The organism is Streptomyces sp. NPDC021225 (genome assembly GCF_044332865.1).
In the GTDB taxonomy this organism is placed as follows: domain Bacteria; phylum Actinomycetota; class Actinomycetes; order Streptomycetales; family Streptomycetaceae; genus Streptomyces.
The window spans coordinates 331,324-357,480 of sequence record NZ_JBIRPV010000005.1 but is presented as its reverse complement, the minus strand read 5'-3'; the positions used below and the strand labels follow the sequence as shown (position 1 = coordinate 357,480).

The 26,157-nt window shown below is 71.2% G+C and carries 28 protein-coding genes; 12 read left to right on the top strand and 16 right to left on the bottom strand.

Features of this window, described 5'->3' with window-relative positions; all coding sequences use genetic code 11:
- The first annotated feature begins 208 nt into the window (after positions 1-208).
- Together ACH4S9_RS23730 and ACH4S9_RS23725 are read left to right on the top strand one after the other, a co-directional pair.
- Positions 209-1,159 (top strand): RNA polymerase sigma-70 factor, encoded by a 951-nt coding sequence (locus tag ACH4S9_RS23730; protein WP_398373771.1) that lies wholly within the window; start codon positions 209-211, stop codon positions 1,157-1,159.
- A gap of 38 nt (positions 1,160-1,197) precedes the next feature.
- Entirely contained in the window at positions 1,198-1,449 is a 252-nt protein-coding gene (locus tag ACH4S9_RS23725) for a hypothetical protein (protein WP_398373770.1), read from the top strand.
- 27 nt (positions 1,450-1,476) lie between these two features.
- Here ACH4S9_RS23725 and ACH4S9_RS23720 read toward each other — a convergent pair whose 3' ends face one another.
- From ACH4S9_RS23720 to ACH4S9_RS23710, 3 genes are all read right to left on the bottom strand, one after another.
- On the bottom strand, positions 1,477-1,746 hold the full coding sequence (locus ACH4S9_RS23720; RefSeq protein WP_385347557.1) for a hypothetical protein: 270 nt from the start codon (positions 1,744-1,746) through the stop codon (positions 1,477-1,479).
- 39 nt (positions 1,747-1,785) lie between these two features.
- Entirely contained in the window at positions 1,786-2,157 is a 372-nt protein-coding gene (locus tag ACH4S9_RS23715; protein ID WP_385347560.1) for a hypothetical protein, read from the bottom strand.
- Positions 2,158-2,375: 218 nt separating this feature from the next.
- The gene (locus ACH4S9_RS23710) at positions 2,376-2,756 is read right to left on the bottom strand and encodes a hypothetical protein (protein WP_385347563.1); all 381 of its coding nucleotides are present in this window, start codon (positions 2,754-2,756) and stop codon (positions 2,376-2,378) included.
- 234 nt (positions 2,757-2,990) lie between these two features.
- Between ACH4S9_RS23710 and ACH4S9_RS23705 the strand changes: the two genes are divergently transcribed.
- A complete protein-coding gene (locus ACH4S9_RS23705; protein ID WP_358846125.1) occupies positions 2,991-3,839 on the top strand; it encodes a helix-turn-helix transcriptional regulator in 849 nt (282 codons plus the stop codon).
- On the top strand, positions 3,836-4,051 hold the full coding sequence (locus ACH4S9_RS23700) for a DUF397 domain-containing protein (RefSeq protein WP_398373769.1): 216 nt from the start codon (positions 3,836-3,838) through the stop codon (positions 4,049-4,051). Before ACH4S9_RS23705 ends, ACH4S9_RS23700 begins: the two co-directional genes overlap by 4 nt.
- Here ACH4S9_RS23700 and ACH4S9_RS23695 read toward each other — a convergent pair.
- A complete protein-coding gene (locus ACH4S9_RS23695) occupies positions 4,044-4,673 on the bottom strand; it encodes a disulfide bond formation protein DsbA (protein ID WP_398373768.1) in 630 nt (209 codons plus the stop codon). The two genes, ACH4S9_RS23700 and ACH4S9_RS23695, sit on opposite strands and share 8 nt — an antisense overlap.
- Positions 4,674-4,820: 147 nt before the next feature.
- The gene (locus ACH4S9_RS23690) at positions 4,821-6,041 is read right to left on the bottom strand and encodes a S8 family peptidase (RefSeq protein ID WP_398373767.1); all 1,221 of its coding nucleotides are present in this window, start codon (positions 6,039-6,041) and stop codon (positions 4,821-4,823) included.
- Between the two features lie 395 nt (positions 6,042-6,436).
- Between ACH4S9_RS23690 and ACH4S9_RS23685 the strand changes: the two genes are divergently transcribed.
- The 3 genes from ACH4S9_RS23685 to erm all read left to right on the top strand — a co-directional run bounded on the left by ACH4S9_RS23685 (position 6,437) and on the right by erm (position 10,033).
- Complete coding sequence (locus tag ACH4S9_RS23685; RefSeq protein WP_385347654.1) at positions 6,437-8,692, top strand: MMPL family transporter; 2,256 nt, start codon at positions 6,437-6,439, stop codon at positions 8,690-8,692.
- Positions 8,693-8,808: 116 nt separating this feature from the next.
- Positions 8,809-8,961, top strand: a complete 153-nt coding sequence (locus tag ACH4S9_RS23680; RefSeq protein ID WP_311723567.1) for a hypothetical protein — start codon at positions 8,809-8,811, stop codon at positions 8,959-8,961.
- 301 nt (positions 8,962-9,262) lie between these two features.
- Positions 9,263-10,033 (top strand): ErmE/ErmH/ErmO/ErmR family 23S rRNA (adenine(2058)-N(6))-methyltransferase, encoded by a 771-nt coding sequence (erm, locus tag ACH4S9_RS23675; RefSeq protein WP_385347657.1) that lies wholly within the window; start codon positions 9,263-9,265, stop codon positions 10,031-10,033.
- 7 nt (positions 10,034-10,040) lie between these two features.
- On the opposite strand, the gene ACH4S9_RS23670 is transcribed toward erm, so the two are convergent.
- Positions 10,041-11,039: a CDP-alcohol phosphatidyltransferase family protein gene (locus ACH4S9_RS23670; protein ID WP_398373766.1), complete on the bottom strand. Its 999-nt coding sequence runs from the start codon at positions 11,037-11,039 to the stop codon at positions 10,041-10,043.
- 136 nt (positions 11,040-11,175) lie between these two features.
- Positions 11,176-11,454, bottom strand: a complete 279-nt coding sequence (locus ACH4S9_RS23665) for a hypothetical protein (RefSeq protein WP_398373765.1) — start codon at positions 11,452-11,454, stop codon at positions 11,176-11,178.
- Between ACH4S9_RS23665 and ACH4S9_RS23660 the strand changes: the two genes are divergently transcribed.
- Complete coding sequence (locus ACH4S9_RS23660; protein ID WP_385347584.1) at positions 11,455-11,838, top strand: hypothetical protein; 384 nt, start codon at positions 11,455-11,457, stop codon at positions 11,836-11,838. It abuts the gene before it with no gap.
- Here ACH4S9_RS23660 and ACH4S9_RS23655 read toward each other — a convergent pair.
- The 4 genes from ACH4S9_RS23655 to ACH4S9_RS23640 all read right to left on the bottom strand — a co-directional run bounded on the left by ACH4S9_RS23655 (position 11,823) and on the right by ACH4S9_RS23640 (position 15,765).
- Positions 11,823-12,656, bottom strand: a complete 834-nt coding sequence (locus tag ACH4S9_RS23655; protein WP_311723572.1) for a putative RNA methyltransferase — start codon at positions 12,654-12,656, stop codon at positions 11,823-11,825. The two genes, ACH4S9_RS23660 and ACH4S9_RS23655, sit on opposite strands and share 16 nt — an antisense overlap.
- A gap of 75 nt (positions 12,657-12,731) precedes the next feature.
- Positions 12,732-14,030 carry an ABC transporter substrate-binding protein gene (locus ACH4S9_RS23650; RefSeq protein ID WP_398373764.1) on the bottom strand — a complete coding sequence of 433 codons (1,299 nt, stop codon included), beginning with the start codon at positions 14,028-14,030 and terminating at the stop codon, positions 12,732-12,734.
- Positions 14,030-14,875 (bottom strand): carbohydrate ABC transporter permease, encoded by an 846-nt coding sequence (locus ACH4S9_RS23645; RefSeq protein ID WP_311723574.1) that lies wholly within the window; start codon positions 14,873-14,875, stop codon positions 14,030-14,032. The genes ACH4S9_RS23650 and ACH4S9_RS23645 overlap by 1 nt, the downstream gene beginning before the upstream one ends.
- Entirely contained in the window at positions 14,872-15,765 is an 894-nt protein-coding gene (locus ACH4S9_RS23640) for a sugar ABC transporter permease (protein WP_358846180.1), read from the bottom strand. The genes ACH4S9_RS23645 and ACH4S9_RS23640 overlap by 4 nt, the downstream gene beginning before the upstream one ends.
- A 493-nt stretch (positions 15,766-16,258) precedes the next feature.
- Here ACH4S9_RS23640 and ACH4S9_RS23635 point away from each other — a divergent pair, with 493 nt between their 5' ends.
- Entirely contained in the window at positions 16,259-17,158 is a 900-nt protein-coding gene (locus ACH4S9_RS23635; protein ID WP_398373763.1) for an aminoglycoside phosphotransferase family protein, read from the top strand.
- Positions 17,159-17,171: 13 nt separating this feature from the next.
- Here ACH4S9_RS23635 and ACH4S9_RS23630 read toward each other — a convergent pair whose 3' ends face one another.
- Positions 17,172-17,900, bottom strand: a complete 729-nt coding sequence (locus tag ACH4S9_RS23630; protein ID WP_311723576.1) for a 3'-5' exonuclease — start codon at positions 17,898-17,900, stop codon at positions 17,172-17,174.
- Positions 17,901-18,030: 130 nt separating this feature from the next.
- Between ACH4S9_RS23630 and ACH4S9_RS23625 the strand changes: the two genes are divergently transcribed.
- Both ACH4S9_RS23625 and ACH4S9_RS23620 read left to right on the top strand, forming a co-directional pair.
- Complete coding sequence (locus ACH4S9_RS23625; RefSeq protein WP_398373762.1) at positions 18,031-18,756, top strand: FadR/GntR family transcriptional regulator; 726 nt, start codon at positions 18,031-18,033, stop codon at positions 18,754-18,756.
- Positions 18,753-19,613 carry an ATP-binding cassette domain-containing protein gene (locus ACH4S9_RS23620; RefSeq protein ID WP_311723579.1) on the top strand — a complete coding sequence of 287 codons (861 nt, stop codon included), beginning with the start codon at positions 18,753-18,755 and terminating at the stop codon, positions 19,611-19,613. The genes ACH4S9_RS23625 and ACH4S9_RS23620 overlap by 4 nt, the downstream gene beginning before the upstream one ends.
- Here ACH4S9_RS23620 and ACH4S9_RS23615 read toward each other — a convergent pair.
- The 4 genes from ACH4S9_RS23615 to ACH4S9_RS23600 all read right to left on the bottom strand — a co-directional run bounded on the left by ACH4S9_RS23615 (position 19,559) and on the right by ACH4S9_RS23600 (position 23,661).
- Positions 19,559-20,083, bottom strand: coding sequence for a hypothetical protein (locus ACH4S9_RS23615; RefSeq protein ID WP_358846137.1), 525 nt, complete (start codon positions 20,081-20,083; stop codon positions 19,559-19,561). The two genes, ACH4S9_RS23620 and ACH4S9_RS23615, sit on opposite strands and share 55 nt — an antisense overlap.
- Positions 20,084-20,118: 35 nt before the next feature.
- The gene (locus ACH4S9_RS23610) at positions 20,119-21,396 is read right to left on the bottom strand and encodes an SAV2148 family HEPN domain-containing protein (RefSeq protein ID WP_311723582.1); all 1,278 of its coding nucleotides are present in this window, start codon (positions 21,394-21,396) and stop codon (positions 20,119-20,121) included.
- Between the two features lie 65 nt (positions 21,397-21,461).
- A complete protein-coding gene (locus ACH4S9_RS23605; protein WP_311723583.1) occupies positions 21,462-22,799 on the bottom strand; it encodes a copper amine oxidase in 1,338 nt (445 codons plus the stop codon).
- 55 nt (positions 22,800-22,854) lie between these two features.
- Positions 22,855-23,661, bottom strand: coding sequence for a Tat pathway signal sequence domain protein (locus ACH4S9_RS23600; protein ID WP_385347663.1), 807 nt, complete (start codon positions 23,659-23,661; stop codon positions 22,855-22,857).
- 233 nt (positions 23,662-23,894) lie between these two features.
- Between ACH4S9_RS23600 and glgX the strand changes: the two genes are divergently transcribed.
- Entirely contained in the window at positions 23,895-26,033 is a 2,139-nt protein-coding gene (glgX, locus tag ACH4S9_RS23595) for a glycogen debranching protein GlgX (protein ID WP_385347605.1), read from the top strand.
- The last annotated feature ends 124 nt before the right edge of the window (positions 26,034-26,157 follow it).

Genomic DNA, 26,157 nt, shown 5'->3' with positions numbered 1-26,157 from the left:
GCTCGGGGGTCGATTCGGACGATTCGTGGTGCCGCGTGCCGCCCGGTTCGTTCGCGCGGCGTCCTGACGCACACAAGACGCCGGCGCCCCGATCCCTGTGACAGGGCGGAACTGTGACATGGGCCACCGATCACGGGTGTCACAAAACGGTGGGGACCGGCGTCCTGTGCGTGTGGCAGTGCGACGGGCGAACAGGCAGGAGCCGGGTATGAGCGAGCGCAGCGAACGCACCACGGACACGGGTGAGCCGCTCGATCGTGCCGACCGCGTGGACTCCGTGGACTCCGCCACCGAGGCGTTCGTCGCCCACCGCAACCTGCTGTTCACCGTGGCCTACGAGATGCTCGGCTCGGCCACCGACGCCGAAGACGTCCTTCAGGAGACCTGGCTGCGATGGGTGGGCGTCGATCCCGGCACCGTGCGGGAGGAGCGTGCCTACCTGGTGCGGATCGTCACCCGGCAGGCACTGGACCGGCTGCGTGCGCTCAGCCGGCGCAAGGAGTCCTACGTCGGGCCGTGGTTGCCCGAGCCGTTGCTGATCGCGCCCGATGTGGCAGAGGACATCGAGTTGGCCGACAGCGTCTCGATGGCGATGCTGCTGGTGCTGGAGACGCTCGGGCCGACCGAGCGGGCGGTGTTCGTGCTGCGCGAGGTGTTCGATCTGGACTACGACGAAATCGCCGAAGCCGTCGACAAGACCCCCGCCGCCGTGCGCCAGATCGCGCATCGGGCACGGTCACACGTCGCCACGCGCCGACCGCGCGGCACCGTCTCCCCGGCCGAGAGCCGAGCCGCCCTCCATGCCTTCCAACGAGCGATCGAAACCGGCGACCTACAGAGCCTGCTCGACATCCTCGCGCCGGACGTCGTCGCCCTGAGCGACGGCGGCGGAGTCAGGCACGCTCTGCTGCGGCCCGTCGTGGGGATCGGCAAGGTGGCCGCCCTCTTGCTGGGCGCCCACTCGTACCAGCGCGACGCCGCAAGGTCCCTCGAGCCGGTACAGGTCAACGGCAGCCCGGGGCTGCTCGTCCGGCTCGACGGCGAGATCGACACCGTCATGGCGCTGCGCCTCGACGACGGACTCATCACCGGGCTCTACGCCGTGCGCAATCCCGAGAAGCTGTCGCGTGTGGAACGGGAGACCGCCGTGAGCCGCTGAGACCGGCGCGCTGCTCGACGACGCGGGAGCTCTGGAGGGTGGCGGGTGGGCTCGGCCTCGACGCCGCCTCGGCGGGCGGTCAGCGGAGCCCGACCCCCGGCCCCGAGGCCGTCGCCACGATCGGGGGCTCCCGCATCGTCGAGCCACGAGAGGGAAACGGCCCGGACCTCGCCGTCGTACGGATGGAACTCCGCCAACCGCTCGTTCCGGGCCAGTCCGACGGGCCGGTCACAAACCGCCGTGGCCCCGCCTTCCGGCGGGACCACCGCGACTTCAGAACCGACCTCTGATCCGAGCCACAGCTCAGAAACCCTTGTTCAGGATGTCTTGATGAAGAGATACCACACTGCCCCGTACCTCTGGCAGTACCACGGGAACGGCTGGCCGTAGCCGGCGAGTCCACACTGGTATTCCGTGAGGTACTGCCCCGCGTAGACGTAGCCCTGCACGCCGGCGGGGGCGTCCACGGAGACGCTGGCCGACTGTGCGACGGACTGAGACGAGGCGGCCTGGGCGGGGACGGCTATCGCCCCGAGGGCGAGCACAGCTCCCAAGGCCGCGCCGATGAGGGCATAACGAATACGCACAACCTACTCCCCATCTTCAGGAATCGCGGCTTCGCGTGGTCAGCCATCGAGGAGCGCGATGCGGATGTTTTTAACCCCGCTGGATGCACCGATGTCCCTGATCGGGAAATTCTCGCCCTTCGTCAAGTTGACTGCATCGGTGGTGTAGTACTCCCCGTCGCCCCCCTTCTTGTCACCGGTCACCTGGATGGTGTGCCACCCGCTTCCCGAGCAGGTTCGCGTGATGCTTCCGCTCAGACTGAAGCCGTACCAGCCGGTGCCGTCGCTCCAGTAGGTGTAGTCACCGGTGAACTTGGCGCACGCGCTTGTGCGGCCGAGGGGGGCGGCTTGCGCGACGCCCTGCCCCAGCATGGCGACAGCGGCCGTCAGCGCGCCGACCACCGTGGCTGCTCGCTTGATATTGCCCCTCATGTCGTCTCCTTGGAGATCAGAGTTGTCGGTTCTGTGATCACTGGTCGACACCAGTGCGAACGGTTCCACCTGAGGGCCCTTGGGTGTTCGGCACTCAGGATGCCAAGGGCTACAGCACCCGGCCTTGTCACTCCGCGCACGGCCTTTGACGATTCGCGCACGCTGTTTGCGGCGGGTTCAAGGGGCGAGGTAGCGCGCCTCGCCCCTTAACTGTGCAGTCAGGCGGCCTCGACGCGCTCGAAGTCGGCGGCGTCGGCCTGGCCGAGCCAGACCAGCCTCGCCGACACCTCGTCCTCGCCGCCGCGCCCGGTGAACCACCGGAGCGCTCGCTCGGGCGTGTTGAGGACGAACTGGCGGGTGCCGTCGATGGTGGTGACGCGTACGGAGCCGTCGTCGAAGGCCATGCCCCAGGCCGCGACGCAACCGTCCTTCACGCCCGGGTCCACCTCGTATTCCTGGATGACGGCGAAGACGCGGGGCGCGACGGCGACGACGAGGTCGCACAGCTCTTTGTCGAAGGCTTCCGGGGATGTGTCCGCCCACGGGAACGGGAGCGGAGGGTGGTTCGGGCTCGGTGGGTTGGGGTTAGGTGTCTCCACGTGGGCCTCCGAGAGGTGTCGATGCCCCCGCTTCGGACATGCCGGTGCCGAGGCAGCAGGCATGAGGGGGCCGTACGCTTTCGACTTGCACCGATCATCGCTGTGTGATGAGTGCGTCACTCACAGTACGCCACAACTTTGTGCACCACAAGTTTGTGGCGATGTCCGAGCTGTCTGGTTGGATGGCGCAACGAGCGTTTGTCGGGCTCTCGATGGATCGGAGGGAACGGCCGCATGGCACTGAGGAGTCAGCCCACCGCGTTCCAGGCGCGACTGGGCGCCGAACTGCGCAAGATGCGCGAGGCGGCGGGCATGACCGCCCGCGAGGCAGCCGAGCGAGTCGGTACGACATCGGCCCAGATGAGCCACGTGGAGTCGGGGCGTGCGGGCATCAGCGCGGAACGGGTTCGGCAGATGGCGACTCATTACGCCTGCCTCGAAGAGGAATTGATCGCCGAGTTGGCCGCCATGGCCACGGATCGCGGCAAGGGGTGGTGGGAGGAGTTCCGAGGCCACCTCGCACACGGGGCGCTGGATCTCGCCGAGCTGGAATCCCGCTCCTGCTACATGCGAACGCTTCAGGCTGTCTACATCCCGGGGCTTCTACAGACCAAGGACTACATGCGCTCCCTCATGGCCTATGGGCTCCCCGAGCCAACGCCACACCACCTTGACGTGTTGGTCGACTTCCGCATGCGCCGCCAGCGCGTCCTGGAGCGCGATACCCCTCCCTCGTTCGAAGCGGTCATCTGCGAATCCGCCCTACGAACACGGGTTGCCGACCGGGACGTAGCGCGCCGCCAGTTGCAGTACGTGCTGGAGCAGTCAGAACGGCCGAACATCACTGTCCGGGTGATCCCGTTCGACGTCGACGGGTTTGGCGGGGCCGGAAATTCCATGCTGTACGCAGGTGGGCCAGTACCGAAACTGGATACCGTACAGCTAGACGCGCTGAGGATGATTTTGCTGGACGCAGAGTCGCAACTCGTACGGTTTCGCCTACTTCTCGACAAGGCCCTCGGATTCGCTCTCCCACCAGAGGAATCGCGCGATCTCATCCGTCGCATCACGGTAGAACTTTGAAGGGACAGATCGTGACTGAAGCAATGGAGTGGCGGAAGTCATCCTTCTCGGGCCACGGCGAGGAAGAAAACTGCGTCGAGCTGGCCGCCGCAGACGGCAAAATATGGCTGCGGGAGAGCGACACCCCCACCGCAGCCATCCGCACGACCCCAGCCCGGCTCGGCACCTTCATACGCACCGTGAAAACCGGCGCGCTCGACGACCTCAGCTGAAGTCCAGGCCCCCCGTCCGGGTCCGCTTGAGCTCGAAGAAGTCCGGGTAGCCCGCGAGCAGCCGGGCGCCGTCGAAGATGCGCACCGCATCCTCGCCGCGCGGGATGGACGACAGCACCGGGCCGAAGAAGGCGACGCCGTCGACGTGAAGAGTCGGCGTGCCGACGTCTTCGCCGACGGGGTCCATGCCCTCGTGGTGGCTCTCGCGGAGGGCCTCGTCGTAGGCGGTGCTGGTCGCGGCCGAGGCGAGGTCGGCGGGGAGGCCGACTTCGGCGAGGGCTTCGCGGATCACGGCCTCGGTGTCCTCGTTGCCCTGGTTGTGGATGCGGGTGCCGAGCGCGGTGTAGAGGTCGCGCAGGACCTCCTCGCCGTGGTTCTGTGCGGCGGCGACGCAGACGCGGACGGGGCCCCAGCCCGCCTCGAGCAGGTCTCGGTAGCGCTCGGGGAGGTCCTCGCGGCCCTCGTTGAGGACGGACAAGCTCATGACCCGGAAGCGCAGGTCGAGGTCGCGCTGGCCCTCGACCTCGAGGATCCAGCGCGAAGTGATCCAGGCGAAGGGGCAGATGGGGTCGAAGTAGAGGTCGACCTTCGTGCGGGTGGCGGTATTCGAAGATGTGTTCATGGGTGGGACATTAGCCGTTGAGCGGCCCACCGCTCTGGGCCATTCCCGGCCCTGGACGGTGGGCCACTCGCGGCCCGGGAATGGCCCGGGAATGGGGCCGCCGCGCTCCATGGGGGATGAGCGCGGCGGCACTGGGTCGTGCTGGTCCTACTCCACTATCTTCAGCAGCTTGTTGGGCGTGCCCGCGCTCGGGTTGGAGATCTTGTCCGGGGTCGCGCCCTCGGTCAGCGCCTTGGCCACGTCCGCCGGGGTGGCGTCGGGGTGGCCGCCGAGGTAGACCGCCGCGGCGCCGACCACGTGCGGGGTGGCCATGGACGTGCCGGAGATGGTGTTCGTGGCGTCGTCGCCGGTGTTCCAGTCGGAGGTGATGTCCGAGCCGGGGGCGTAGAGGTCGACGATGTCGCCGTAGTTGGAGAAGTCGGACTGCTCGTCGGCGTCCGTGCTGGAGGCGACGGTGATCGCGTCCTTGACGCGCGCGGGCGAGCCCTGGCCCGCGTCGGTGGACTCGTTGCCGGCCGCGACGGCGAAGGTGATGCCGGAGTCGATGGCCTTCTGGACGGCCGCGTCGAGGGCGTCATCCGCCGTGCCGCCGAGGCTCATGTTGGCGACGGACGGGCCCTGGTGGTTCTCGGTGACCCAGTCGATGCCCGCGACGACCTGTTCGGTGGTGCCGGAGCCCTGGTCGTCCAGGACGCGGACCGCGACGATCTTGGCCTTCTTGGCGACGCCGTGCTCGGCTCCGGCGATGGTGCCGGCCACGTGCGTGCCGTGGCCGTGGCCGTCGTCCGCGTCGTCGTCGTTGTCGATGGCGTCGAAGCCGGAGACGGCGCGGCCGCCGAAGTCCTCGTGGCTGACGCGGACGCCGGTGTCGATGACGTACGCGGTGACGCCCTCGCCCGCGGCGTCCGGGTAGGTGTACTTCTTGTCGCCCTCGGTGTCGGTCTGGTCGATGCGGTCCAGGCCCCAGGACGGGGGGTTGTCCTGGGTGGCGTCGATCGTGAAGCGGTGGTTCTGGACGACCTTGTCGACGGCGGGGTCGGCGGCCAGCCGCTTGGCCTCGGTCTCGGTGAGGCCGCTCGCGGAGAAGCCGTTGACCGCGGAGTCGTAGCTGCGGCGCAGGGTTCCGCCGTAGCGCTGGGCGAGGTCCTTGCCCTCCGCCGCGGCCTTGATGCTCCTGCCGCCCTTGAGCAGGACGATGTAGCTGCCCTTGACGGCGTCCGCGGACTGGGTGCCGTAGACCTTGCCCTCGGCGGGCGCGGCGGTGGACGCGCCTGCGGGGACGGCCACGAAGGCACCGGCGGCAACAGCGGCCGCAACGGCCGTGGCCAGGGTGAGTTGACGCGCGTTGACTCGCTTGTGAACTGCCATGACGAGGGATCCTCCTCGTGTGGTTGTGGGGGGAAAGTTCGCCTTGCAACGCGCCGGAGCATCGGTGGGGACCCGCTCCGGCCTGCCCGAAACCCTGACCGATTGACGCGGTCATTTCAAGATCCTCGGCCATGTGTGACGTAAACAACGTTCTTGATTACAGGGGAGGTTGAGGCTCAGGTCGGCCGGTGCGGGCCGTTTTACGTGTAAGGGGCCTCTTTCCTGGGGGTGGGGATATCCCCCCTCCTTTCGGTGGAGATGACTGCCCGAGGGTTCACCGGACAGCAGGATGGGACGGCACCCCCGCGCCCCATAGCGTCTTGTCCAGGGGGCGGCGGCGAGTCCGTCACCGGGAGATCTGGGGAAAAGGGGACGTCGTGGCGGACACAGGCCACATGGACAGGCCGCACGGAATCGCGGCCCGCATGGGCAGTTGGAGTGCCCGGCACCGGTGGACCGCGGTCGGGGGGTGGGTGCTGCTCGTCATCCTCGCCCTCGCCGTCGGGTCGATGGCGGGCCGGGTGGACGTATCGAACGGCGAGGCCATGCCGGGCGAGTCCGGGCGTGTTCTGAAGCTTCTGGACGACGTCGGCATTGAAGACCCGGCCGGCGAGACCGTGCTCATCCAGGCGAAGGGCAAGGGTGTCACGGCGAGCGACCCGGCGTTCCGCTCCGCCGTCGACGGCGTGATCAAGGCCGTACAGGGCACGGGGCAGGTCACCGAAGTCACCTCGCCGTACGACACGAAGACGATCTCCGCCGACCAGCGGTCCGCGCTGGTCCAGTTCGATATGCGCGGCGACCCCGACAAGGCCGCCGACCACGTCCAGCCGGTGCTGGACGCGGTGAAGAAGGCGCAGGGCGAGCACAAGGACCTGCTGATCGAGCAGTTCGGCGACGCGAGCGGCCAGAAGGCGTTCGACGACGCGTTCGGCGACGACTTCCAGCAGGCCGAGTACTCGGCGCTGCCCGTGGCCCTCGGCATCCTGCTGATCGCCTTCGGCGCGCTGGTGGCGGCCCTGCTGCCGGTCCTGCTGGCGATGACCGCGTTCCTGGCCACCTCCGGTCTGGTGGCGGTGGTCAGCCACGCCGTGCACATGAGCGACACCGCCAACTCCGTGATGCTGCTGGTGGGTCTCGCGGTGGGCGTCGACTACTGCCTGTTCTACCTGCGGCGGGAGCGCGAGGAGCGGGCCGCGGGCCGGGACGCGCAGACCGCGCTGCGGATAGCCGCCGCCACCTCCGGCCGGGCCATCCTCGTCTCGGGCTTCACCGTGATCGTGGCGATGGCGGGCATGCTCTTCACCGGCATCGCCGAGTTCAAGGCGATGGGCCTGGCCACCCTGCTGGTGGTGGCCGTGGCGATGATCGGCTCGGTGACGGTGCTCCCGGCGCTGCTGTCGCTGCTGGGCGAGCGGGTCGATAAGGGCCGGGTGCCGTTCCTGGGCCGCATCAAGCGGGAGAGCAACGGCGAGAGCCGCTTCTGGCGCGCCGTGCTGACCCGGGTGCTGCGCAAGCCGAAGCTGTCGGTGGCGCTGGCGGGCGGTGTGCTGATCGCCGTGGCCGTCCCGGCCGTGGGCATGAACACCGCGAACCTCACCCTGGACCAGGAGTTCGGCAACTCCCTGCCGATCGTGGCCGCGTACGAGCACATGGACGAGGCGTTCCCCGGCGGTCCCTCCCCGGCCCAGGTGGCCGTCAAGGCCGATGACATCAACGCGGCGCCGGTGCGCGCCGCGATCGAGGACTTCCGTGCCGAGGCGGTCGCCAAGGGCGCCTCCAAGGGCCCGGTGAAGGTGGCCTTCCACGACCGCGAGAACCTCGCCGTCATCGAGGTGCCGCTGACCGGCGGCTCCGACGAGGCCAAGAGCGAGAAAAGCCTGAACATCCTGCGCGACACGGTGCGTCCGGACACGCTCGACAAGGCCGACGGCATCATCGACGCGCCGATCGGCGGCTCCACCGCCATGTCCAAGGACTTCAACGACAAGCTCGGCTCGGCCGTGACGCCGGTCTTCGCCTTCGTCGTCGTCTTCGCCTTCCTGCTGATGCTGATGTCCTTCAGGTCGCTGACGGTCGCCATCACCTCGATCGTGCTCAACCTGCTGTCGGTGGGCGCCGCGTACGGCGTCCTCACCGCGATCTTCCAGCACGGCTGGGGCGCGGGCCTGGTCGGCGCGGAGGGGGTCGGCGCGATCGTGTCCTGGCTGCCGCTGTTCCTCTTCGTGATCCTGTTCGGGCTGAGCATGGACTACCACGTCTTCGTGGTCTCCCGGATCCGCGAGGCGCGGATGGCCGGGCGGACCACCAAGGACGCGGTGGTGCACGGCGTGGTCACCACGGCGGGCGTGGTCACCAGCGCCGCCGTGATCATGGTCGCGGTCTTCGCGATCTTCGGCACGCTGTCGATGCAGAGCATGAAGCAGATGGGCGTGGGGCTCGCGGCCGCGGTGCTCATCGACGCCACCATCATCCGCGGGGTGCTGCTGCCGGCCGTGATGTCGCTGCTCGGCGAGCGCAACTGGTACCTGCCGCGCTGGCTCCAGTGGCTGCCGGACCTCACACACGACGAGCCGGCCGTGGCGGCGGCGCCGGCCGCCGGGGTGGAGCCGGAGCCGGAGCCGGAGCGTAAATCGGTTGCGGCCCGCTAGGGCGCGTCCCTACGGTGAACCGGTCGCGTGGCCCTCGTGCCGCGCGGCCGGTTCCGTGTTTTTGGCGGCACGGACGGCAGACAGGAACGACGCACGCGCGCGGAAGGCACTCACCGATGGGATCTCTGATCGGCGCGTTCATCCGCGACTCCCAGGGCTTCGCCCGGGCAGCGTGTGTGAACGCCTCTCTCCTGCTCACCCGCCGCCCGCGGCGCGGCCCCGGTGCCCTGGCCGGCCCGGACGCGCCCAGCGCCTTCCCCAGCCGTTGACCGCTCGCCACTGAGCGCTCGACGCCTGTCCGACGCTGAGGCTTTCAGAGCCTCGTAGCTCCGTACCTTCGTAGCTCTGTAGCTCCGTCACCTCGTAGCGGTATCGCCTCCGGCTTCACAGCCCTACGGCTCGCTTCCGCACGCCCTCGGCCAGGGCCCCCGCCAGTCCAGGAATCATTCACTCCGGGACGGGCGGCAGGGCCCGTTCCGTGCTGCTGCCGCCCGCCCGGCTCCGAAAGGACCGCCGGCTGTGGCCCGCAAGCGAACTCCATCCCGAAACCCGCGCTGTTCCGAACGCGATCTGGCGCGCCGTACGCTCTCGCAGAACTTCCTGGTCGACCCGGCCTCCGTCGCCCGCGTGGTGCGGGCCGCGCGGCCCGGCCCCGGCGACCTGGTGGTCGAGGTCGGCATGGGCAAGGGCGCGCTCACCGCGGCGCTCGCGCCGCACTGCCGCGAGCTCATCGGCTACGAGATCGACCCCCACCTCATCCCCGGCCTGCGGCTGCGCCTGGCCGGGCACCCCCATGTGCGCGTGGTGCACCGGGATTTCCTGACCGCACGGCCCCCGCTGGAGCCCTTCGCGGTGGTCGGCAATGTGCCCTACGCCCGCACCGCCGAGATCGTCGACTGGTGTCTGCGGGCGCCCCGGCTGACCTCGGCCACCTTCCTGACGCAGTTGGAGTACGCCCGCAAGCGCACCGGGGACTTCGGCCGCTGGAGCCTGCTGACCGTACGGACCTGGCCGGATGTCGAGTGGCGGATGTGCGGGCGGGTTCCGCGCGCCGCCTTCCGGCCGGTGCCGAGGGTCGACGGCGGGATCATGCGGCTGACCCGGCGCCCGCGGCCGCTGCTGACGGGGGCGGCCGAGCGGGCCGCGTACGAGCGGCTGGTCGAGCTCGGCTTCTCCGGCATCGGCGGGACGCTGTACGCGTCGCTGCGCCGCGCGCACCCCGCCCGGCGGCTGGACTCCGCGTTCCGGCGGGCGGGGCTCGGCCGGGATGCCGTGGTGGCGTACGCGACTCCGCGGCAGTGGCTCGTGCTGTTCGAGGAGCTCAGCGGCACGCCTGCCTGAGCGGTGCTCAAGCGGTGGTGCCGAAGGAGTTGAGGGTGCGGGTGAAGTCCCGGGTCGACAGCAGCAGCTTGTAGATGATGGCCAGCTCGAAGACGAGCAGCAGAGCGGCTGAGACGACGGTCCCCGCCACCACCGAGTCCAGGGCGGGCCCGATGATGAACACGCCCATCTGGAACTCGATACCGCTGACGAGATGAGCGCGGACGCGGTGCCGCTGAAGGAACGAGCGGCACCGCGTCCACCAGGGGAAGCGGCGGCGGAACGACCGCTGGAGATCGACGACCACGGGCCCGTCGGGGGCCTCCGGTGCGGTCGCCTCGGCCGGCGCCCTCGCCGTCGTCGCCTCCGCCGTCGTCACCTCCACCGTCGTCCCGCGCGCCGCCCCGGCCGCGACGGCGCGGTCGTGCTCCACGTCGGCCTGGGGGTTGTCCCTCAGCAGGTCCTCCATGAAGGCCAGCTCGGCCTCGTTGTGCGCCTCGCGGGCCGCCTCCATCCGGGCCTTGATCTGCTCGCGCATCCCGTGCCGGATCTTGAACGTCTCGAGCGAGTTGATATAGCGCAGCGCGTCCAGGGCCGCCACTGCCAGCGCGAGCCAGATGTAGCGCACCTCCCCGGTGCGCTCGTACTGGCCGGCCATCAGCGCGACCGCGCAGACCAGGACCCGGATCCGGTCGAAGACGAAGTCCAGCCAGGCGCCGAAGACCGAGCCGGCGCCGGTCAGCCGGGCCAGCTTGCCGTCCATGCAGTCGAAGATGAAGCTGACGTGGTAGAGCAGGGCGCCGAGCAGCAGCCAGCGCCAGTCCCCCTGCGCGAAGCAGGCGGCGGACCCGAGGCCCACGAGGAACGCGCCCCAGGTGAGCTGGTTCGGGGTGACGCGGGTGTGCATCGCGGTCCAGCGGACCAGCGGTGTGGCGACCGGGTCCACAAGCATGACGGTCCACCACGCGTCGCGCTTCTTCTCGGTGATACGACGTACTTCGGCGAGTGGCGGTATGTCTGCGCGCATGTCCAACTTTCCTGCGTTAGTCAAGAGTTCACTCGACGGTAAGAAGCAGTAAAGAAAGGACACAAGGCAGTCGGTACACAACCTTTCCTCCGCGGTAACGGTCTCCCGGAGGGAGCTGGTCCATGGCATCGGCCTGTCAGGGGTGTGCCCTGGCGGCCTTGCGGCGGCGGATGACCACGGCCGTGATGACAGTGGCCTTGACCGCGACAATGCCGAGGACGGTGACGAGCGCCCAGCTCGACCAGGAGGAGTCCACCAGGGTGCGGCCGGCCGCGAGGTGCACGGCCAGGACCAGCAGGGCGACGGCGGACAAGGCGATCGCCCCGCCGTGGGCGCGGAGCGGCGACCGTGCGGCGGGTGGCCCGCCCGCCACGCCGGGGGCGGCGTCGGCGGCGCCGGGACGATGCCAGGTCACGTGCAGATTGTCACGTCTGCCGATCTTCTCGATGCGTGCGGCGATGCCGTCCAGGATGCGCCGCGGCTTCGCCAACTCCGCGACAGCCTCCCCGACCCCGGCGAACGGGTTCGGGCGGTCCTTGAGCGCTACGCGCTCATCTCCTACCGCCGACGCGGCCAGGGCACCGAGGAACTCTCGGCGCTGCTCCACCGCGGCGAAGCGATCGTCCAGGCACAGCGCGACCTCAGCCGGCTCTTCGAAGATGTGATCGCGCAAGCCGCGGCCGCCCAAGCACTCCGGGACGACATCGCCCCCCGGGAACTCGCCACCTACTGCCTTCACTCACTCACGGCCGCCGCCGACCTGCCGTCGGAAGCCGCGGTCCGTCAGGCCGGCCGGTAGACCGCCAGCCGGAAGGACGTGGTCACCCGCAGCGGGGCGGGCAGACGGGCGGCCCGGCGGCGCACTTCGGCCTCGTCGAGGTGGTAGGCGGAGGGCCCCATGGAGACCGCGTTCTCCGCGTCCTCGGTGGTCAGTGCGACCGTACGGTCACAGGACGCGGTGCGCTCCAGCCGGAAGCGGCCGTCCAGCGTGCGGCGCAGCCGGTCGTCCTTGGCCGCGTCGACCGACAACAGGCCCATGGAGGGCCGGAGTTCGGCGAGATGCCGCTCCGTGGGGGTGACCACCAGGAGCGCACCGCCGGGCCGCAGCACGCGGCGGAACTCACCGCCGTTGCGCGGCGCGAACACATTGAGCAGCACGTCGACCGAGCCGGTCCGGACGGGCAGCGGCCGCCGCAGGTCCCAGCGGGCGGCGCCCGCGCGGGGGTGGGCCCGCCCGGCCCGGCGCAGCGCGTGCTTGGAGGTGTCCAGCGCCAGGCCGACCGCGCCGGGGGCGGTGTCCAGCACGGCGGACAGGTAGTAGCCGGTGCCCGCCCCGGCGTCCAGCACGGTGGAGCCGGGCGGGCACAGCGGCGCGGCGAGCCGCGCGAGGGCGCCCGCGAGACCCGCGTAGTGCCCGGCCCCGAGGAACGCCGCCCGGGCCCGGACCATGGCCGCGGTGTCGGCGCTCGCGGTGGAGGCGCCGCCCACGAGCAGGCTGGCGTATCCCTGGCGGGCGATGTCGAAGGCGTGGCCGCGGGGACAGCCGAGCGACCCGGCGGAGGGACGGAGGCCGTCGCCGCACAGCGGGCACAGCAGGGCGTCGAAGGGTTCGGCCACGGCCGTGACATTAAGCGAGACGATACGTCTCGTGCAACTTGAACCTGGTGCTGTCCGCCGCGCCGGTCGCGATCGCTATCGCTGGTAGCGGGCGAGCACCAGGTTTCCGTCCTTCACCAGCCTGTCCCTCAGCTCCTCCATCCCGATCTCGCCGCCGTAGTACTCCTGAAGCCCCGGTGTCGCGATCTTGTCCTTCCACTCCGGATAGCCCCGGACCGCCTGGGCGGGCGCCGGGCGCAGCGCGCTCGCCAGGGCCGCGCCGGTCGCCCAGCCGTGCTCGCGGGTGCGCAGCGCGGGGTCGGCCAGGGCGCGCGTGCCCGTCGGCAGCAGCCAGTCGCCGCGCGCCAGCCGCACCATGTTGCGCGGCCGGAGGAAGAAGTCGATGAAGCGGGCCGCCTCCTCCTTGTACGGGCTGTCCTGCGCGATGGACAGCGTCTGCGGGCTGACGCCCTGCCGCTGCTCTCCCCCGGGCCCGGCGGGCGCCGGGAGGACGGTCCACTCGAAGCCCTCGGGCGCCTGCTGCACGATCTGCTGGCGGTACGAGAAGCCGAGCGGCACCATCGCGTACTTGCCGCCGAAGAAGCCGGGCAGGGTGTCCGAGCCGCCCATGCTCAAGGTGGCCCGGGCGCCCGTGCCGTCGGCGCCCAGCTGCCGGTGGATGACGGCGGGGACGGCCTGGTCGGCGGCGTCGAAGCGGATGGTGACCTTGTCGTCCGCGCCCCGGTGGAAGACCTGGCCGCCGGTGGACAGGGACAGGTTGAGGGTCGCGGAGACGGGCTCCTTGAGCGGCCAGGCCACGCCGTAGGTGCCCTTGCGCGTCAGCCGCTTCGCGGCCTCCTCGAACTCCTCCCAGCTCCAGGGGTCCCGGGCGGTCGGGACCCGCACCCGCGCCGCCTCCAGCAGGGCCCGGTTCGCCATGATCACCCGCGGCTCCTGGAGGAACGGCACGCCGAAGACGCCGTCACCGAACGTCGCGGTGCGCCAGCTCTCGGGCGGGATGTCCTCCCTGAGGCGCCGGGGCAGCAGATCGGTGAGGTCGGCAAGCGAGCCCCCGTACGCGAAGTCCGCGAGGTCGTCGGTGGCGTCGTGGATGATGTCGGGCGGATCGCCGCCCTCGAAGGCGGTCAGCAGCTGATCGTGGACGCCGGTCCAGCTGCCCTGGACGTACTCGACCCGGATCTTCGGATGGGCCTCGTTCCACTCCGCGACCAGTTGCTTGTTCGCGGCCACGGACTCCTGCTGCCAGGCCAGCGACTGGAAGCGGAGGGTGACCGTGCCGTCGGCGGAGCGGCGGCGGCCCGCAGAACAGGCCGGCAGCAGAGCGGCGGAGGCGGGCGCGGCCAGCGCCCCGGCGAGGAAGTGCCTGCGGCGCATCAGTGCTTCACCGCCCCGGCCAGCACCCCGCCCGTGATCCGCCGCTGGATGACGGCGAAGAGGACGAGGGAGGGGATCGTGGCGAGCAGCGCGGCCGCGGCGAGCGGGCCGAGGTCGGCCACACCCTCCGCGCCGATGAAGTGGGTGAGGATGACCGGCATGGTCTGCTTCTCCGGCGACTTGAGCAGGACCAGGGCGAAGAAGAACTCGTTCCAGGACGTGATGAAGGCGAACAGGGCCGTGGCCACGATCCCCGGGGCGAGCAGCGGGGCGGTCACCGAGACCAGGATCCGCGCCCGGCCCGCGCCGTCCACGGCCGCGGCCTCCTCCAGCTCGCGCGGCACGGCGCGGACGTACCCGGTGAGCATCCACAGCGCGAACGGCAGCGCCCACACCACGTAGACCGCCACCAGGCCCGCGAGGGAGTCGATCAGGCGGAGGTTCTTGAGGACCAGAAACAGCGGGATGATCACCAGCACCACCGGAAACGCCTGGCTGACCACGACCCAGCCGGTGGCCGCGCGGGACAGCGCGGACCGGTGGCGGGCCATCACATACGCCATCGGGGTCGCGACGACGACGGCGAACACGGCGGCGCAGGCGGCGGCGACCAGGCTGTTGGCCGCGGCCTGGAGCAGCGGCTGCTCGTCGAACGCCTGGCGGAAGTTGTCCAGGGTGGGGCGGTCGGGGATCCAGCCGGGGTCGAGGGTGGCCAGCTCGCGGGGCGGCTTGAAGGCGGTGGACATCAGCCACAGGAGGGGCAGGACGAGGAAGCCGAGGTAGCACAGCAGCGCGAGGTACTGGCCGGCGCGGGCCGTGCGCTTGGCGGCCGTTTGCCGCTTCACCGGTCTTCTCCCTTCAGCCGCCCGGCCAGATACACGGCGAGCAGCACGGAGACGACCGCGACCAGCACACAACCCATCGCCGCCGCGTAGCCGAACTGGCCGTAGCGGAAAGCCTCTTCGTACGCGAAGAGCATGGGCAGCCGGGTGCGGCCCCCGGGGCCGCCGTTGGTCAGGACGTAGACCAGCGCGAAGGAGTTGAGGTTCCAGATGAAGCTCAGCGCGCTGATGGCCAGGGCTATCGGCCTGATGGCGGGCCAGGTGACGGTGCGGAAGCGGCGCCAGGCCCCGGCCCCGTCCACCGCCGCGGCCTCGTGCAGCTCGCGCGGCACATTGGCCAGGCCGGCCAGCAGCGCGACCGTCACCTGCGGCATGCCCGCCCAGACGCCGACCACGATGACGGCGGGCAGGGCGGTGGCGGGGTCGCCCAGCCAGTTCTTGTCGGTGCCCAGCGCCTCGTTGAGGACACCCGCGTCGGGGTGGTAGACCAGCCGCCACATGATGCCGACGACGATCTCCGGCATGGCCCACGGGACGATCGCGAGGGCGCGCGCCAGCCAGCGGAAGCGGAGGTTCTGGTTGAGCAGCAGCGCCAGTCCGAGCGCCAGCAGGAACTGCGGGACCGTCACCCCGACCGCCCATTGCAGCCCGATGCCGAACGACTCCCAGAAGAGCCGGTCCTGGAGCAGGTCCTGGAAGTTGAGCAGGCCGATCCACTGGGTGGGCCGGGTGCGGCCCGACTGGGAGTCGGTGAAGGCCAGCGCGATCCCGTAGAGGAGGGGGCCGACGCTGAGGACGAGGATCGGTATGAGGGCGGGCAGGACCAGGAACCACGCGCCGTGGCCCCGCCTCCCGTCCGGTGTTCTGTTGCCCGGCCGCGCCATTGCGGCCATTGATGTCACGGCGAGGGACTCCTTCGGGCGCGGCGGTACGGCTGAACTGGGGCGCCCGGTGCGGAGGCCCACGTCATCGTGCGGAGGGGGCGCGGCGCAGTCAAGCGTTTGGATCAAGGTGAGGGGTAAGGGAGTTGGGCGGCGGGGTTGTTTCCCCACCCCGCCCCTTCCCGATCCGGGGCTCCGCCCCGGCCCCCATTGGGGCTCCGCCCCAACCCCCGCTGGGCCCTGCCCCCGCCCCGCTGGGGCCCTGCCCCGGCCCCCATTGGGGCTCCGCCCCCGACCCCGGACGCTCCGTGGCGTGCCCCCGAGGCGCAGGGCCGCCCCGGCCCGGAGATGCCCGCCCGGCCCCGTAGCCTGGAGCGCGCCGCGCCGGGCAGCGTGATGGGACCGCCCGGGCGTCCGGGGGCCGGGGGCCGGGGGCTTGCCCCCGTCGCGGGAAGGGGCGGGTGGGGGCAAGAACCCCACCGCGAACACGTCTGGGAGGCACGGCATGGGCACCACGACGCTGACCGAGGCGCGGGCGCGCGCCGTGCTCGGCGCCGCGCTGCCGCCGTACCGGGCGGGCACCGCCGAGGCCCGGCTGCTGGCGCTCGGCGAGAACGCCGTCTTCGCCGTCGACAGCCTGTCCCTCGTGGTGCGGATCAGCCGCGACCTGGAGGTGTGGGACCGGGCCGCCCGGGAGCTCCAGGTCGCCGACTGGCTGGCGCGCGAGGGCCTGCCCGCGGTGCGGCCGGACCGCCGCTACGGCCCGGAGCAGCCCCTCCCCTTCGGGGGCCACCTCGTCACCTACTGGCAGCAGCTCCCCGAGTCCGTACGCCCCGCCGGCCCCCGCGACCTCGCCGAGCTGCTTCTGCTGGTGCACGCCCTGCCCGAGCCGCCCTTCGCCCTGCCCGGCCGTGATCTGCTGGGCGGCGTGGAGCGCTGGTTGCGGCTGGCCGGGGACGCGATCGACCCGGCGGACGCGGCGTATCTGCGCGCCCGCCGGGACGACGCCGCGGCGGCCGCCGCGGAGCTGACCCCACATCTGCCGCCCGGCCCGGTGCACGGCGACGCGCTGCCGCGCAATGTGCACATCGGCCCAGCCGGCCCGGTGCTGGTGGACCTGGAGACCTTCTCGTACGACCTGCGCGAACACGACCTCGTCGTCATGGCCCTGACCCGGGACCGCTACGGGCTCGGCCCGGCCGCGTACGACGAGTTCGTGGCGGCCTACGGCTGGGACGTACGGGAGTGGGACGGCTGCGCGGTGCTGCGGGGCGCGCGGGAGATCGCGAGCTGCGCCTGGGTCGCCCAGCACGCGCCGGGCAATCCGGCGGCACTCGCGGAGTTCGGCCGCCGCGTGGCCTCCCTGCGGGACGGCGACCCCACGGTCCGCTGGTACGCGTTCTGAGCGCGGCGGCCGGTCAGCCCGCCACCGCCACCGCCTCGGCCTCGTGGAGCGGCCAGCTGCCGTCGACCACCGCGTCCGCCGTGCCCTTGCGGCGCAGCCATGCCTGGAAGTCGGCCGCCCATCGGGCGTACCAGACGACCTGCTTGCGGTGCAGATCCCACAGGTCAAGACCCGCCACCTGGCCGTGCCGCTCCGCGACCGCGTACGCGACGCGGACCGCCGCCAGTGCGTCCGCCCCCGCCTCATGGGCGTGCTCATGGACCACCCCGTACTCCCCGCACACCGCCTCCAGCGTGCGCTTTCCCTTGCGATAGCGGTCGACGGCCCGGTCTATCGTGTACGGGTCCACGACCGGGCCGGTCTCGGCGCCGCCCAGCCGCTCGCCCAGCGAGGGCAGCCCATGGCGCCGCAACTCGGCGGCGAGCAGGCTCAGATCGAATGCCGCGTTGTACGCCACCACCGGCGCTCCCGCCCGCCAGTGGGCGACCAGCGCCTCCGCTATCTCGTCGGCCACCTCGCGCGCGGGGCGCCCCTCGGCCGCCGCCCGCTCGGTGGTGATGCCGTGCACGGCGACGGCGTCGTCGGGAATGGGCACGCCCGGATCGGCCAGCCATTCGCGCCGCCCGACCGGCTCCCCGCCCCTCACCTCGACCACGGCCGCCGTCACGATCCGGGACTCCCCCGGGTCCGTGCCCGTGGTCTCCAGATCGAATCCGATCAGCAGCTCTCGGTGCCAGCCCATACCGGCCCTCCTTCGTACTTTCCCCCTGGTGTGAACCACCCTCCCACGCACCACTGACAACGCATCGAGTCCTCAGACGTCTGAGGACTCGTGCTAGGGTCCCCGGAACATGATCAGGAGAGGTGGGGGCGTGGCGGCGGAGCCGACCCGGCTGCGGCACGGGCGCGTTGTACCGCAGGTCGAGGGCGCGCTGCGCGACATGCTGCGCGAGGGACGCTGGGGGCCGGGCGAGCGGCTGCCCAACGAGGTGATGCTGGCGGCGGAGCTGGGCGTCGGCCGGTCCTCGGTGCGGGAGGCCGTACGGCTGCTGGCCCGGGACGGCCTGCTGGACGTACGCCACGGCTCGGGCACCTTCGCCGCCCCGACCGCGCCCGAGCAGGCCGCACCCGAGCAGGCCGGGGCGGCCGGGGAGCCGGATCTGCCCCAGCTGCTGCGCCGCGCCCGGCTGCTGGAGGTCTACGAGGTCCGCAGGGCCCTGGAGGTGGAGGCCGCCCGGCTGGCCGCGCGCCGCACGCGCCCCGAGGACGTCGCCCGGCTCGCGGCGGATCTGAAGCGGCGGCAGGAGTCCGCCGGGGCCGGGCCCGCCGCCTTCGTGGACGCCGATCTGGAGTTCCACCGGACGGTCGTGGAGCTGTCGGGCAACGCCGTGCTGCTCGGCCTGTTCACCTCCGTACTGCCGGTGCTGCGCGAGGCGCTGGTGGAGATGGTGACGTACGAGACCCGGCTGCCCGACCTGTCCCACGCCCACGCGGAGCTGCTGGACGCCCTGGCGCGCGGCGACGCCGCGGCTGCGGTCGCGGCCACCGCCGCCCATCTGGCGTCCGTCATGGCCCTGGTCGAGGAGGAGGTGCGATGACCCGCTCCGCCGTGCTGCGGGCCGAGGACGTGGACGTGGTCCGCGACGGCCGGTATCTGCTGCGGTCGGTCTCGCTGACCGTGCGCGAGGGCGAGCACTGGGCGCTGCTCGGCGCCAACGGCGCGGGCAAGAGCACCCTGCTCGGGCTGCTGGGCGCGCTGACGCACCCCACCCGGGGCACGGTGCAGGTCCTGGGGCACACGCTGGGCCGGGTGGATCTGCGGGAGCTGCGCACCCTCGTCGGCCATGTCGACCCGCGCCATCCGCTGCGCTCCCCGCTGCGGGTGCGGGACGTGGTGCTGACCGGGCTGACCAACACCGTCGAGACCGTGCCGCGCCGGCGGCCCGAGCCCGCCCGGCTGGAGCAGGCCGAGCGGCTGCTCGACACGCTGGGGATGGGCGCCCGGCGCGACGCCCTGTGGCCCACCCTCTCCCAGGGCGAGCGCGGCCGGGTGCTGATCGCCCGCGCGCTGATGCCCCGCCCGCGCCTGCTGCTGCTCGACGAGCCGGCCACCGGTCTTGACCTGGCGGCGCGCGAGCAGCTGCTGGACAGCCTGGACGCGCTGCGGGGCGACCATCCGCGGCTGGCCACGGTGCTGGTGACGCACCATCTGGAGGAGCTGCCCGCGAGCACCACGCACGCGCTGCTGCTGCGCCAGGGGCGCGCCCTGGCCTCCGGGGCGGCCGACGAGGTGGTCACCACGGAGCGGATCAGCGACTGTTTCGGCCATCCGGTGCGCATCACCCGCACCGACGGCCGCTGGGCGGCCCGCACCGGCCGGGCCCGTACCGGCGGCCCGGCTCAGCCGGCCACCAGCGCGGCCATGGCCGCCGCCGACGCGGGGGCCAGCCGATAGATGCCCCGCACGCTGTGGGAGCGCTTCAGCTCGCCCTCTTCGACGTGCTTGATGCGGCGCTCGCCCCGCCGGGAGCGGTAGGTCAAGGAGGCCAGGAGGCCGGGCGGCACCGCCCGGTCGAACCGCAGGGGTGAGCCGGGCGGGCCGAGCAGCACCTCACTCACCCCGCCCCCGGCCTTCAGCGCCCGCCAGCGCAGCACCCGGGCGTAGTCCTCGTCGGTGGTGAGCTCGCCGACCGTGTCGTACGGAAGGATCCGGCCGACCTCCATGCGGCCCAGCGCCCACAGCCGCTTGCGGAAGGCGCGCACGGGGTAGATGTGGTCGCCTTCCTTGACGCCGGCGCGTACAAAGCTGGGCATCGACTGGAACGGCCCGCCGAAGAGGATCACCAGGCGCTCGCCCTGGTACCCCTCCTTCTTGAGGTACGCGCACAGGTCGTTGGTCCACAGCATGGTGTAGGCATCCGGCATGCCGGGAGGCTAGCGGCAGCCACTGACAACGCTGCTCAGGACACCGGCCGGGAGTCCGCCCACACGCTCTCGAACTCCTCGCGGTAGGTGCCGAAGAGCCCGTTCTCGCCGTCCCGGTTCATGTCGTGCCCGTCCCGCAGCACGTCATGGCCGCGCCCGCCACCGCGCAGCACCAGCACCGGGGCCTCGATGCCCCGGGCCTTGCGCAGATACGACTGGACGACGGCCAGGCCGTCCGCGCCGTCCCCGTTGACCAGGTAGGCGGTGAAGCGGGGGGTCTCGTCGAAGACATGGATCTCGAACGCGCCGGGGTCGCGCAGCCGGGCCCGCACCCGCCGCATGTGGAGGATGTTCATCTCCACCGACCGGCTCATCTCGCCCTTCTTCAGCCCCAGCTCGCGCTCGCGCCGCCGCACCGCGCTGCTGGCCGGGTTGAGGAACAGCAGCCGGGCCCGGCAGCCGGATTCGGCCAGCCGGACCATCCGGCGGCCGGAGTAGTTCTGGACCAGGAGGTTGAGCCCGATGCCGACGGCGTCGAGGCGGCGGGCGTTGCCGAAGAGGTCCTCGACGGGCAGTTGCCGCTGGAGCCGCACCCGGTCGGAGTGGACCCCGACGACATCCGCGTACCGGTCCCCCACCAGGTCCTCGACGGCGTCGATGGGCAGCCGGTCGGCGGAGGGGGTGCCGGTGCCGCTGCCGAGGATGTCCAGGAGCCGGGCGGAGGCGCGCTCGGCCTGGGCCAGCACGGTCTCGGACAGGGCGCGGTTGCGGGAGACGACGTTACGGGCCACCTCCAGCTCGTCCAGGGCCAGCTCCACCTCGCGCCGGTCGTCCAGGTACGGCTCGAAGCACGGCCAGTGCTGGACGAGGAGTTCGCGCAGCTGCGGCAGGGTGAGGAAGCTGAGGACGTTGTCGTCCGCCGGGTCCAGCAGATAGCCCTTGCGGCGGCTCACCTCCCGCACGGCGACCGCGCGCTGCACCCACTCCTGCCCGGCCGGCCCGGCCGCGGCGACGACCCAGTCGTCGCTGTGCACCGGCTCGTAGATGGGGCGGAGCACCGCGGCCACGACCGCGCGCAGCCGCTGCTCGACGAGGTTCAGCCAGATGTAGGCCCGCCCGGCCCGGCGTGCGCGGGTGCGCACCTCGGCCCAGGCGTCGGCGCCCCAGTCCAGTTCCGCTCCGATCTCCACCGGCTGTACCAGGGACACCGCACCGGGGGGTGTGTCGGTGGCGCTGTCTCCCCCGGGAACCGCGTCCCCAGAGGGCAGCTCCAGCCCGCCCGAGCTCACCTGCGCACCGCCTTCCGCCCCCATCCAACGATCACCGCAGACTACTGCGGAGGACGGGGGCGGTGCAGCTCGATCGATCGAGCTTACGGTCAACCTGCTTGTTGTGTATTGCCGTTGTGATCGGACAGTGCAGAAGGCGTGAGCGGATTCATAGCGGTCACGTCTCGCGGGGCGAGCTGGAAGCCCTGCCAGTGGACCGGCATGGGCTCCTGGTCCTCATCGCGGGCGATGTGGTGGAAGCCGATGTTGACCCACACGATGGGGTGCTTGAGGGTCTGGCCGTTCACCCACTTGTCGACGCTCTTGCCCGCGCCGGCGCCGCAGTTGCGCAGATTGTGGCTGGCGAACTGCTCACACTTCTTGTACTCGGTGAAGTAGACGTCGTGCTTGGTGTAGCTACGGCCGGGGAACTTGCTGGTGTGGCCGGGCACGATCTCGTAGCTGCGCGGGTGGCCGTCCTTGTTCTTGCCCGTGTCGGACACGATCCGCCACCAGCGCTGCGCGGCCGCGTCCCCGGCCAGCTCCTTGGTGACCTTGGTGCGGGTGGTCTTGGTCTTGGGATTCTGTCCGGAGGCCGTGGTGGTCTTGGAGTCGTACTGCTCGATCCTGCTCTTCGGGGAGCCGTCGAGGCCGAAGTTCAGCCGCCAGAAGACGTTGTGGGCGTGGCTGGTGGCGTAGTCCTTGGCGCCCTTGCCGATCGGCCAGCCGCGGCCGTCGCCCGCGTCGTAGTCGACCGGGGAGAGCGTGCCGGTGGCGCCGACCTGCATGGTCATGGTGCCGTCGCCGGAGAACCGCCACTCGGTGATGTACTCGTACCAGCCGACCATGTTGACGGTGTAGAGGAGCAGGTCCTTGCCCTGGAGCTGGTAGACCTTGTTGCCGTCCTGGCCGCCGCCGCCCATGCGGTAGGCGTGGCCGCGGGCGCGGGTCGTGGCGCACAGACCCTTCACATCCGGGTTGTCCGGGTCCCATGCGCCGGGGACGCGGACGGTCTTGATGGTGCCGCCGGGGCACTCGGCCGGGTCGAGCTGCTGGAGCCCCTGGGCGAAGGACTGCCCGGTGAGGTCGTCGTACTCATTGGTGCCGTCGTCGTACGGCACATGGATCTGGGCGAGTTTGGCGCTGGTCAGCACCTTGATGGGGGCGGCCTCGCCCTTGGGCTGGTACGAGACGTCGTCGAGCACGAGCCCGGCCTTGCTCTCGTAGTGCCAGCACATCCGCCAGGTGGTGCCGCCGTCCAGCTTCTGTTCGATCCGGTACGGGGCCGAGCAGTCGGCGGCCGCGACCGGGGCCTTGGCGGGCGCCTTGGGGGCGGCCTGGGCGGATCCGGCCGGACCGGCCGCGACGCCCGTGACCCCGATCAGCGCGGAGGCGCCGAGGGCCGCCGCGACCCGCGCGCGGGCTCGGCGGAGCCTTCTTTCAGGCATGGTGGAACTCCTGTGGTGAACGTAAAGGTGTGCGAAAGGGAGCGCGCCGGGGGCGTCAGCCCAGCCGGTGGACGCTGCGGGCGCTCAGGTCGATGACCATCTGCCGGGTGTCGATCCACTGCCCGTTGACGACCTTGGTGAACAGCCGTATGCAGCGGTGGGTGCCGCAGTCCGCGAGGGCGGCCGGCCCGGCGTTCTCCTCGTCGACCCGGTAGACGAAGCCGGTGACCGTCAGCTGGTCGGGGCCGGTCAGCGCCCTGCCGGTGGCGTCCTTGTAGTCCCGCTTGAGGCCGTCGCCGAGCTTGTCGGCGATCAGCAGGCGGGCGGCCTCGCGTGCCTCGTCGCGGGTGGGCGGCGGCTGCACGCCGTGCTGGGTGTCGGTCTCCACGACCTTGCCGGAGTCGAGGTCGACGGTCTTGGTGACGTAGCTGTCGCCCTTGTAGTCGTAGTACGAGACCTCGGCGCGGCGCGGTGGAGCGGCCTCGGCCGCCTCCTCCGGAGACAGCTCCGCGAGGTCGGTGGCCAGCTGCTGTGGGCCCTTGCCGCCGGTGACGTTCTCGCTGCTGTCGCGGAAGCCACGGGTCAGCGCGAGCTGCTCGGCGCGCTTCATCTCGTCGCCCGTGAGCGGGTCGCGGCCGGTGCCCTTCTTCCCCTGGGCGGGGGCGGACTCCACGACGGCGGGCTGCGGCCGCCCCGACTGGCTCTGCTCGGCCGTCGAGCCCTGCGGGCCGCCTTCGCGCCCCGCGGCCGCGCCCTTCTCCTGGCCGGACGCGTCGCTCGGCAGCGTCACCCCCACCATCACCGCGGTGGCGGTGACCGCGATGGCCGCACCTGCCACCACCTTTCCCAGGTGGCGGTGCATCATGTTGCGCACATTCTCCCCCAAACACCCCTCAGGTCGCATGGGACCGCATACCGGGAGATCCGGTGTGCGGAGTCACCCGGTAGGACGAACCGATCCGACCGTAGGTTGCCTCCGTTTCAGCGAAGTTGGAGCGAAACCGCTACCCCAGGGCGCCAGTTGGGCAAGGATTTCTTCTCGTGCGGTGCCAGGGGTGCTCGCGGCCCCCCGGGAAGAAGTGGAAGAGTCGACGCATGCAGGTCTGGCCGGGACAGGCTTACCCCCTGGGCGCCACCTACGACGGCGCCGGAACCAACTTCGCGGTCTTCTCGGAGGCCGCCGTGCGGATCGAGCTGTGCCTACTGCACGACGACGGCTCGGAGACCGCGGTGGAGCTGCGCGAGACCGACGCCTTCGTACGCCACGCCTATCTGCCGGGGATCATGCCCGGGCAGCGGTACGGGTTCCGGGCCCACGGCCCGTACCAGCCGGAGCGCGGCCACCGGTGCAACTCCGCCAAGCTGCTGCTCGACCCGTACGCCAAGGCGGTCAGCGGGCAGGTCCGCTGGGGCGAGGAGGTCTACGGCTACCACTTCCAGCGGCCCGAGAAGCGCAACGACCTCGACTCGGCCCCGCACACCATGGCCTCGGTCGTCGTCAACCCGTACTTCGACTGGGGCGACGACCGGCCGCCGCGCACCGACTACCACCGCACCGTGATCTACGAGGCCCATGTCAAGGGCCTCACCATGCTCCACCCCCGGCTGCCGGACGAGCTGCGCGGGACCTACGCGGCGCTCGCGCACCCCGCGATCATCGAGCACCTGACGGAGCTGGGCGTCACCACGCTGGAACTGATGCCGGTGCACCAGTTCGTGCACGACCACCGGCTGGCCGACGCGGGACTGTCGAACTACTGGGGCTACAACACCATCGGGTTCTTCGCCCCGCACAACGCGTACGCCTCCTGGGGCGACCGGGGACAGCAGGTGCTGGAGTTCAAGTCGGCCGTACGCGCCCTCCACCAGGCCGGCATCGAGGTGATCCTCGACGTCGTCTACAACCACACCGCCGAGGGCAACCACCTGGGGCCGACGCTGTCCTTCCGGGGCCTGGACAACGCCTCGTACTACCGGCTGAGCAGCGACCGGCGCTACTACATGGACACCACCGGCACCGGGAACTCCCTGCTGATGCGCAGCCCGCACGTGCTTCAGCTGATCATGGACTCGCTGCGCTACTGGGTGAGCGAGATGCGGGTCGACGGCTTCCGCTTCGATCTGGCGGCCACGCTGGCCCGGCAGTTCCACGAGGTGGACCGGCTGTCCTCGTTCTTCGACCTGGTGCAGCAGGACCCGGTGGTCAGCCAGGTGAAGCTGATCGCCGAGCCCTGGGACGTCGGCGAGGGCGGCTACCAGGTGGGGAACTTTCCGCCCCTGTGGACCGAATGGAACGGCAAGTTCCGCGATACGGTGCGCGACCTGTGGCGGGGCGAGCCGCGCAAGCTCGCCGAGTTCGCCTCCCGGCTGACCGGCTCCTCCGACCTCTACCAGGGCGACGGGCGGCGGCCGCTGGCCTCCGTCAACTTCGTCACCTGCCACGACGGCTTCACCCTGCGCGACCTGGTCTCGTACGACAAGAAGCACAACGAGGCCAACGGCGAGGGCAACCGGGACGGCGAGAGCTACAACCGCTCCTGGAACTGCGGGGTCGAGGGCGAGTCCGACGACCCGGCGGTGCGGGCGCTGCGCGAGCGTCAGATGCGCAACTTCATCGCCACCCTGATGCTCTCCCAGGGCGTGCCGATGCTCAGCCACGGCGACGAGTTCGCGCGCACCCAGCACGGCAACAACAACGCGTACTGCCAGGACAGCGAGGTGTCCTGGGTTCAATGGCCGGGCACCAAAAACCAGGCGAACGAGGCGGACGCGCCGGCCCTGGAGCTGCTGCGCTTCGCCCGCTCGCTGATCTGGCTGCGCCGCGACCACCCGGTCTTCCGGCGGCGCCGCTTCTTCCACGGGCGGCCGGTGGAGGGCACCCACGACGAGCTGTCGGACATCGCCTGGTTCACGGCCGAGGGCGAGGAGATGCGGCAGCGCGACTGGCAGGCGGCCCACGCCAAGTCGCTAACGGTCTTCCTCAACGGCAACGCCATCTCCGAGCCGGGGCCGCGCGGGGAGCGGATCACCGACGACTCCTTCCTGCTGATGTTCAACGCGCACCACGAGCCGCTGGACTTCACGGTGCCCATCGACCACGGCAAGCAGTGGCAGGTGATCGTGGACACCTCGCTGCCGGAGGGCGTGGAGCCCGGCAGCGGGGCGAAGGTGGCGGCGGGCGACCGGCTGACCCTGGTGGACCGGAGCCTGCTGGTGCTTCAGCGGCCCGCTTAGCGCCGTGGGCCGGTTGTGCTTACGGAGGGGGACGGGGCCGGTTCCCGTTTCGGCGAAGAAACCCTCGTACGAGTGTTTGGCGGCTGCCCCGATCTGATGCCGGGCGCGTTGTGGGTACGTACGT

Bases quoted from the DNA above. Each gene is read 5' to 3' on its own strand.
- ACH4S9_RS23615 (WP_358846137.1), bottom strand. From the start codon at position 20,083: ATGCCGGATGCCTACACCATGCTGTGGACCAACGACCTGTGCGCGTAC.
- ACH4S9_RS23715 (WP_385347560.1), bottom strand. From the start codon at position 2,157: ATGAGGGGCAATATCAAGCGAGCAGCCACGGTGGTCGGCGCGCTGACG.
- ACH4S9_RS23730 (WP_398373771.1), top strand. From the start codon at position 209: ATGAGCGAGCGCAGCGAACGCACCACGGACACGGGTGAGCCGCTCGAT.
- ACH4S9_RS23685 (WP_385347654.1), top strand. From the start codon at position 6,437: ATGGACAGGCCGCACGGAATCGCGGCCCGCATGGGCAGTTGGAGTGCC.
- ACH4S9_RS23680 (WP_311723567.1), top strand. From the start codon at position 8,809: ATGGGATCTCTGATCGGCGCGTTCATCCGCGACTCCCAGGGCTTCGCC.
- ACH4S9_RS23650 (WP_398373764.1), bottom strand. From the start codon at position 14,030: ATGCGCCGCAGGCACTTCCTCGCCGGGGCGCTGGCCGCGCCCGCCTCC.
- ACH4S9_RS23635 (WP_398373763.1), top strand. From the start codon at position 16,259: ATGGGCACCACGACGCTGACCGAGGCGCGGGCGCGCGCCGTGCTCGGC.
- ACH4S9_RS23610 (WP_311723582.1), bottom strand. From the start codon at position 21,396: ATGGGGGCGGAAGGCGGTGCGCAGGTGAGCTCGGGCGGGCTGGAGCTG.
- ACH4S9_RS23695 (WP_398373768.1), bottom strand. From the start codon at position 4,673: ATGAACACATCTTCGAATACCGCCACCCGCACGAAGGTCGACCTCTAC.
- ACH4S9_RS23630 (WP_311723576.1), bottom strand. From the start codon at position 17,900: ATGGGCTGGCACCGAGAGCTGCTGATCGGATTCGATCTGGAGACCACG.
- ACH4S9_RS23670 (WP_398373766.1), bottom strand. From the start codon at position 11,039: ATGCGCGCAGACATACCGCCACTCGCCGAAGTACGTCGTATCACCGAG.
- ACH4S9_RS23605 (WP_311723583.1), bottom strand. From the start codon at position 22,799: ATGCCTGAAAGAAGGCTCCGCCGAGCCCGCGCGCGGGTCGCGGCGGCC.
- ACH4S9_RS23640 (WP_358846180.1), bottom strand. From the start codon at position 15,765: ATGGCCGCAATGGCGCGGCCGGGCAACAGAACACCGGACGGGAGGCGG.
- glgX (WP_385347605.1), top strand. From the start codon at position 23,895: ATGCAGGTCTGGCCGGGACAGGCTTACCCCCTGGGCGCCACCTACGAC.
- ACH4S9_RS23600 (WP_385347663.1), bottom strand. From the start codon at position 23,661: ATGCACCGCCACCTGGGAAAGGTGGTGGCAGGTGCGGCCATCGCGGTC.
- ACH4S9_RS23705 (WP_358846125.1), top strand. From the start codon at position 2,991: ATGGCACTGAGGAGTCAGCCCACCGCGTTCCAGGCGCGACTGGGCGCC.
- ACH4S9_RS23690 (WP_398373767.1), bottom strand. From the start codon at position 6,041: ATGGCAGTTCACAAGCGAGTCAACGCGCGTCAACTCACCCTGGCCACG.
- ACH4S9_RS23620 (WP_311723579.1), top strand. From the start codon at position 18,753: ATGACCCGCTCCGCCGTGCTGCGGGCCGAGGACGTGGACGTGGTCCGC.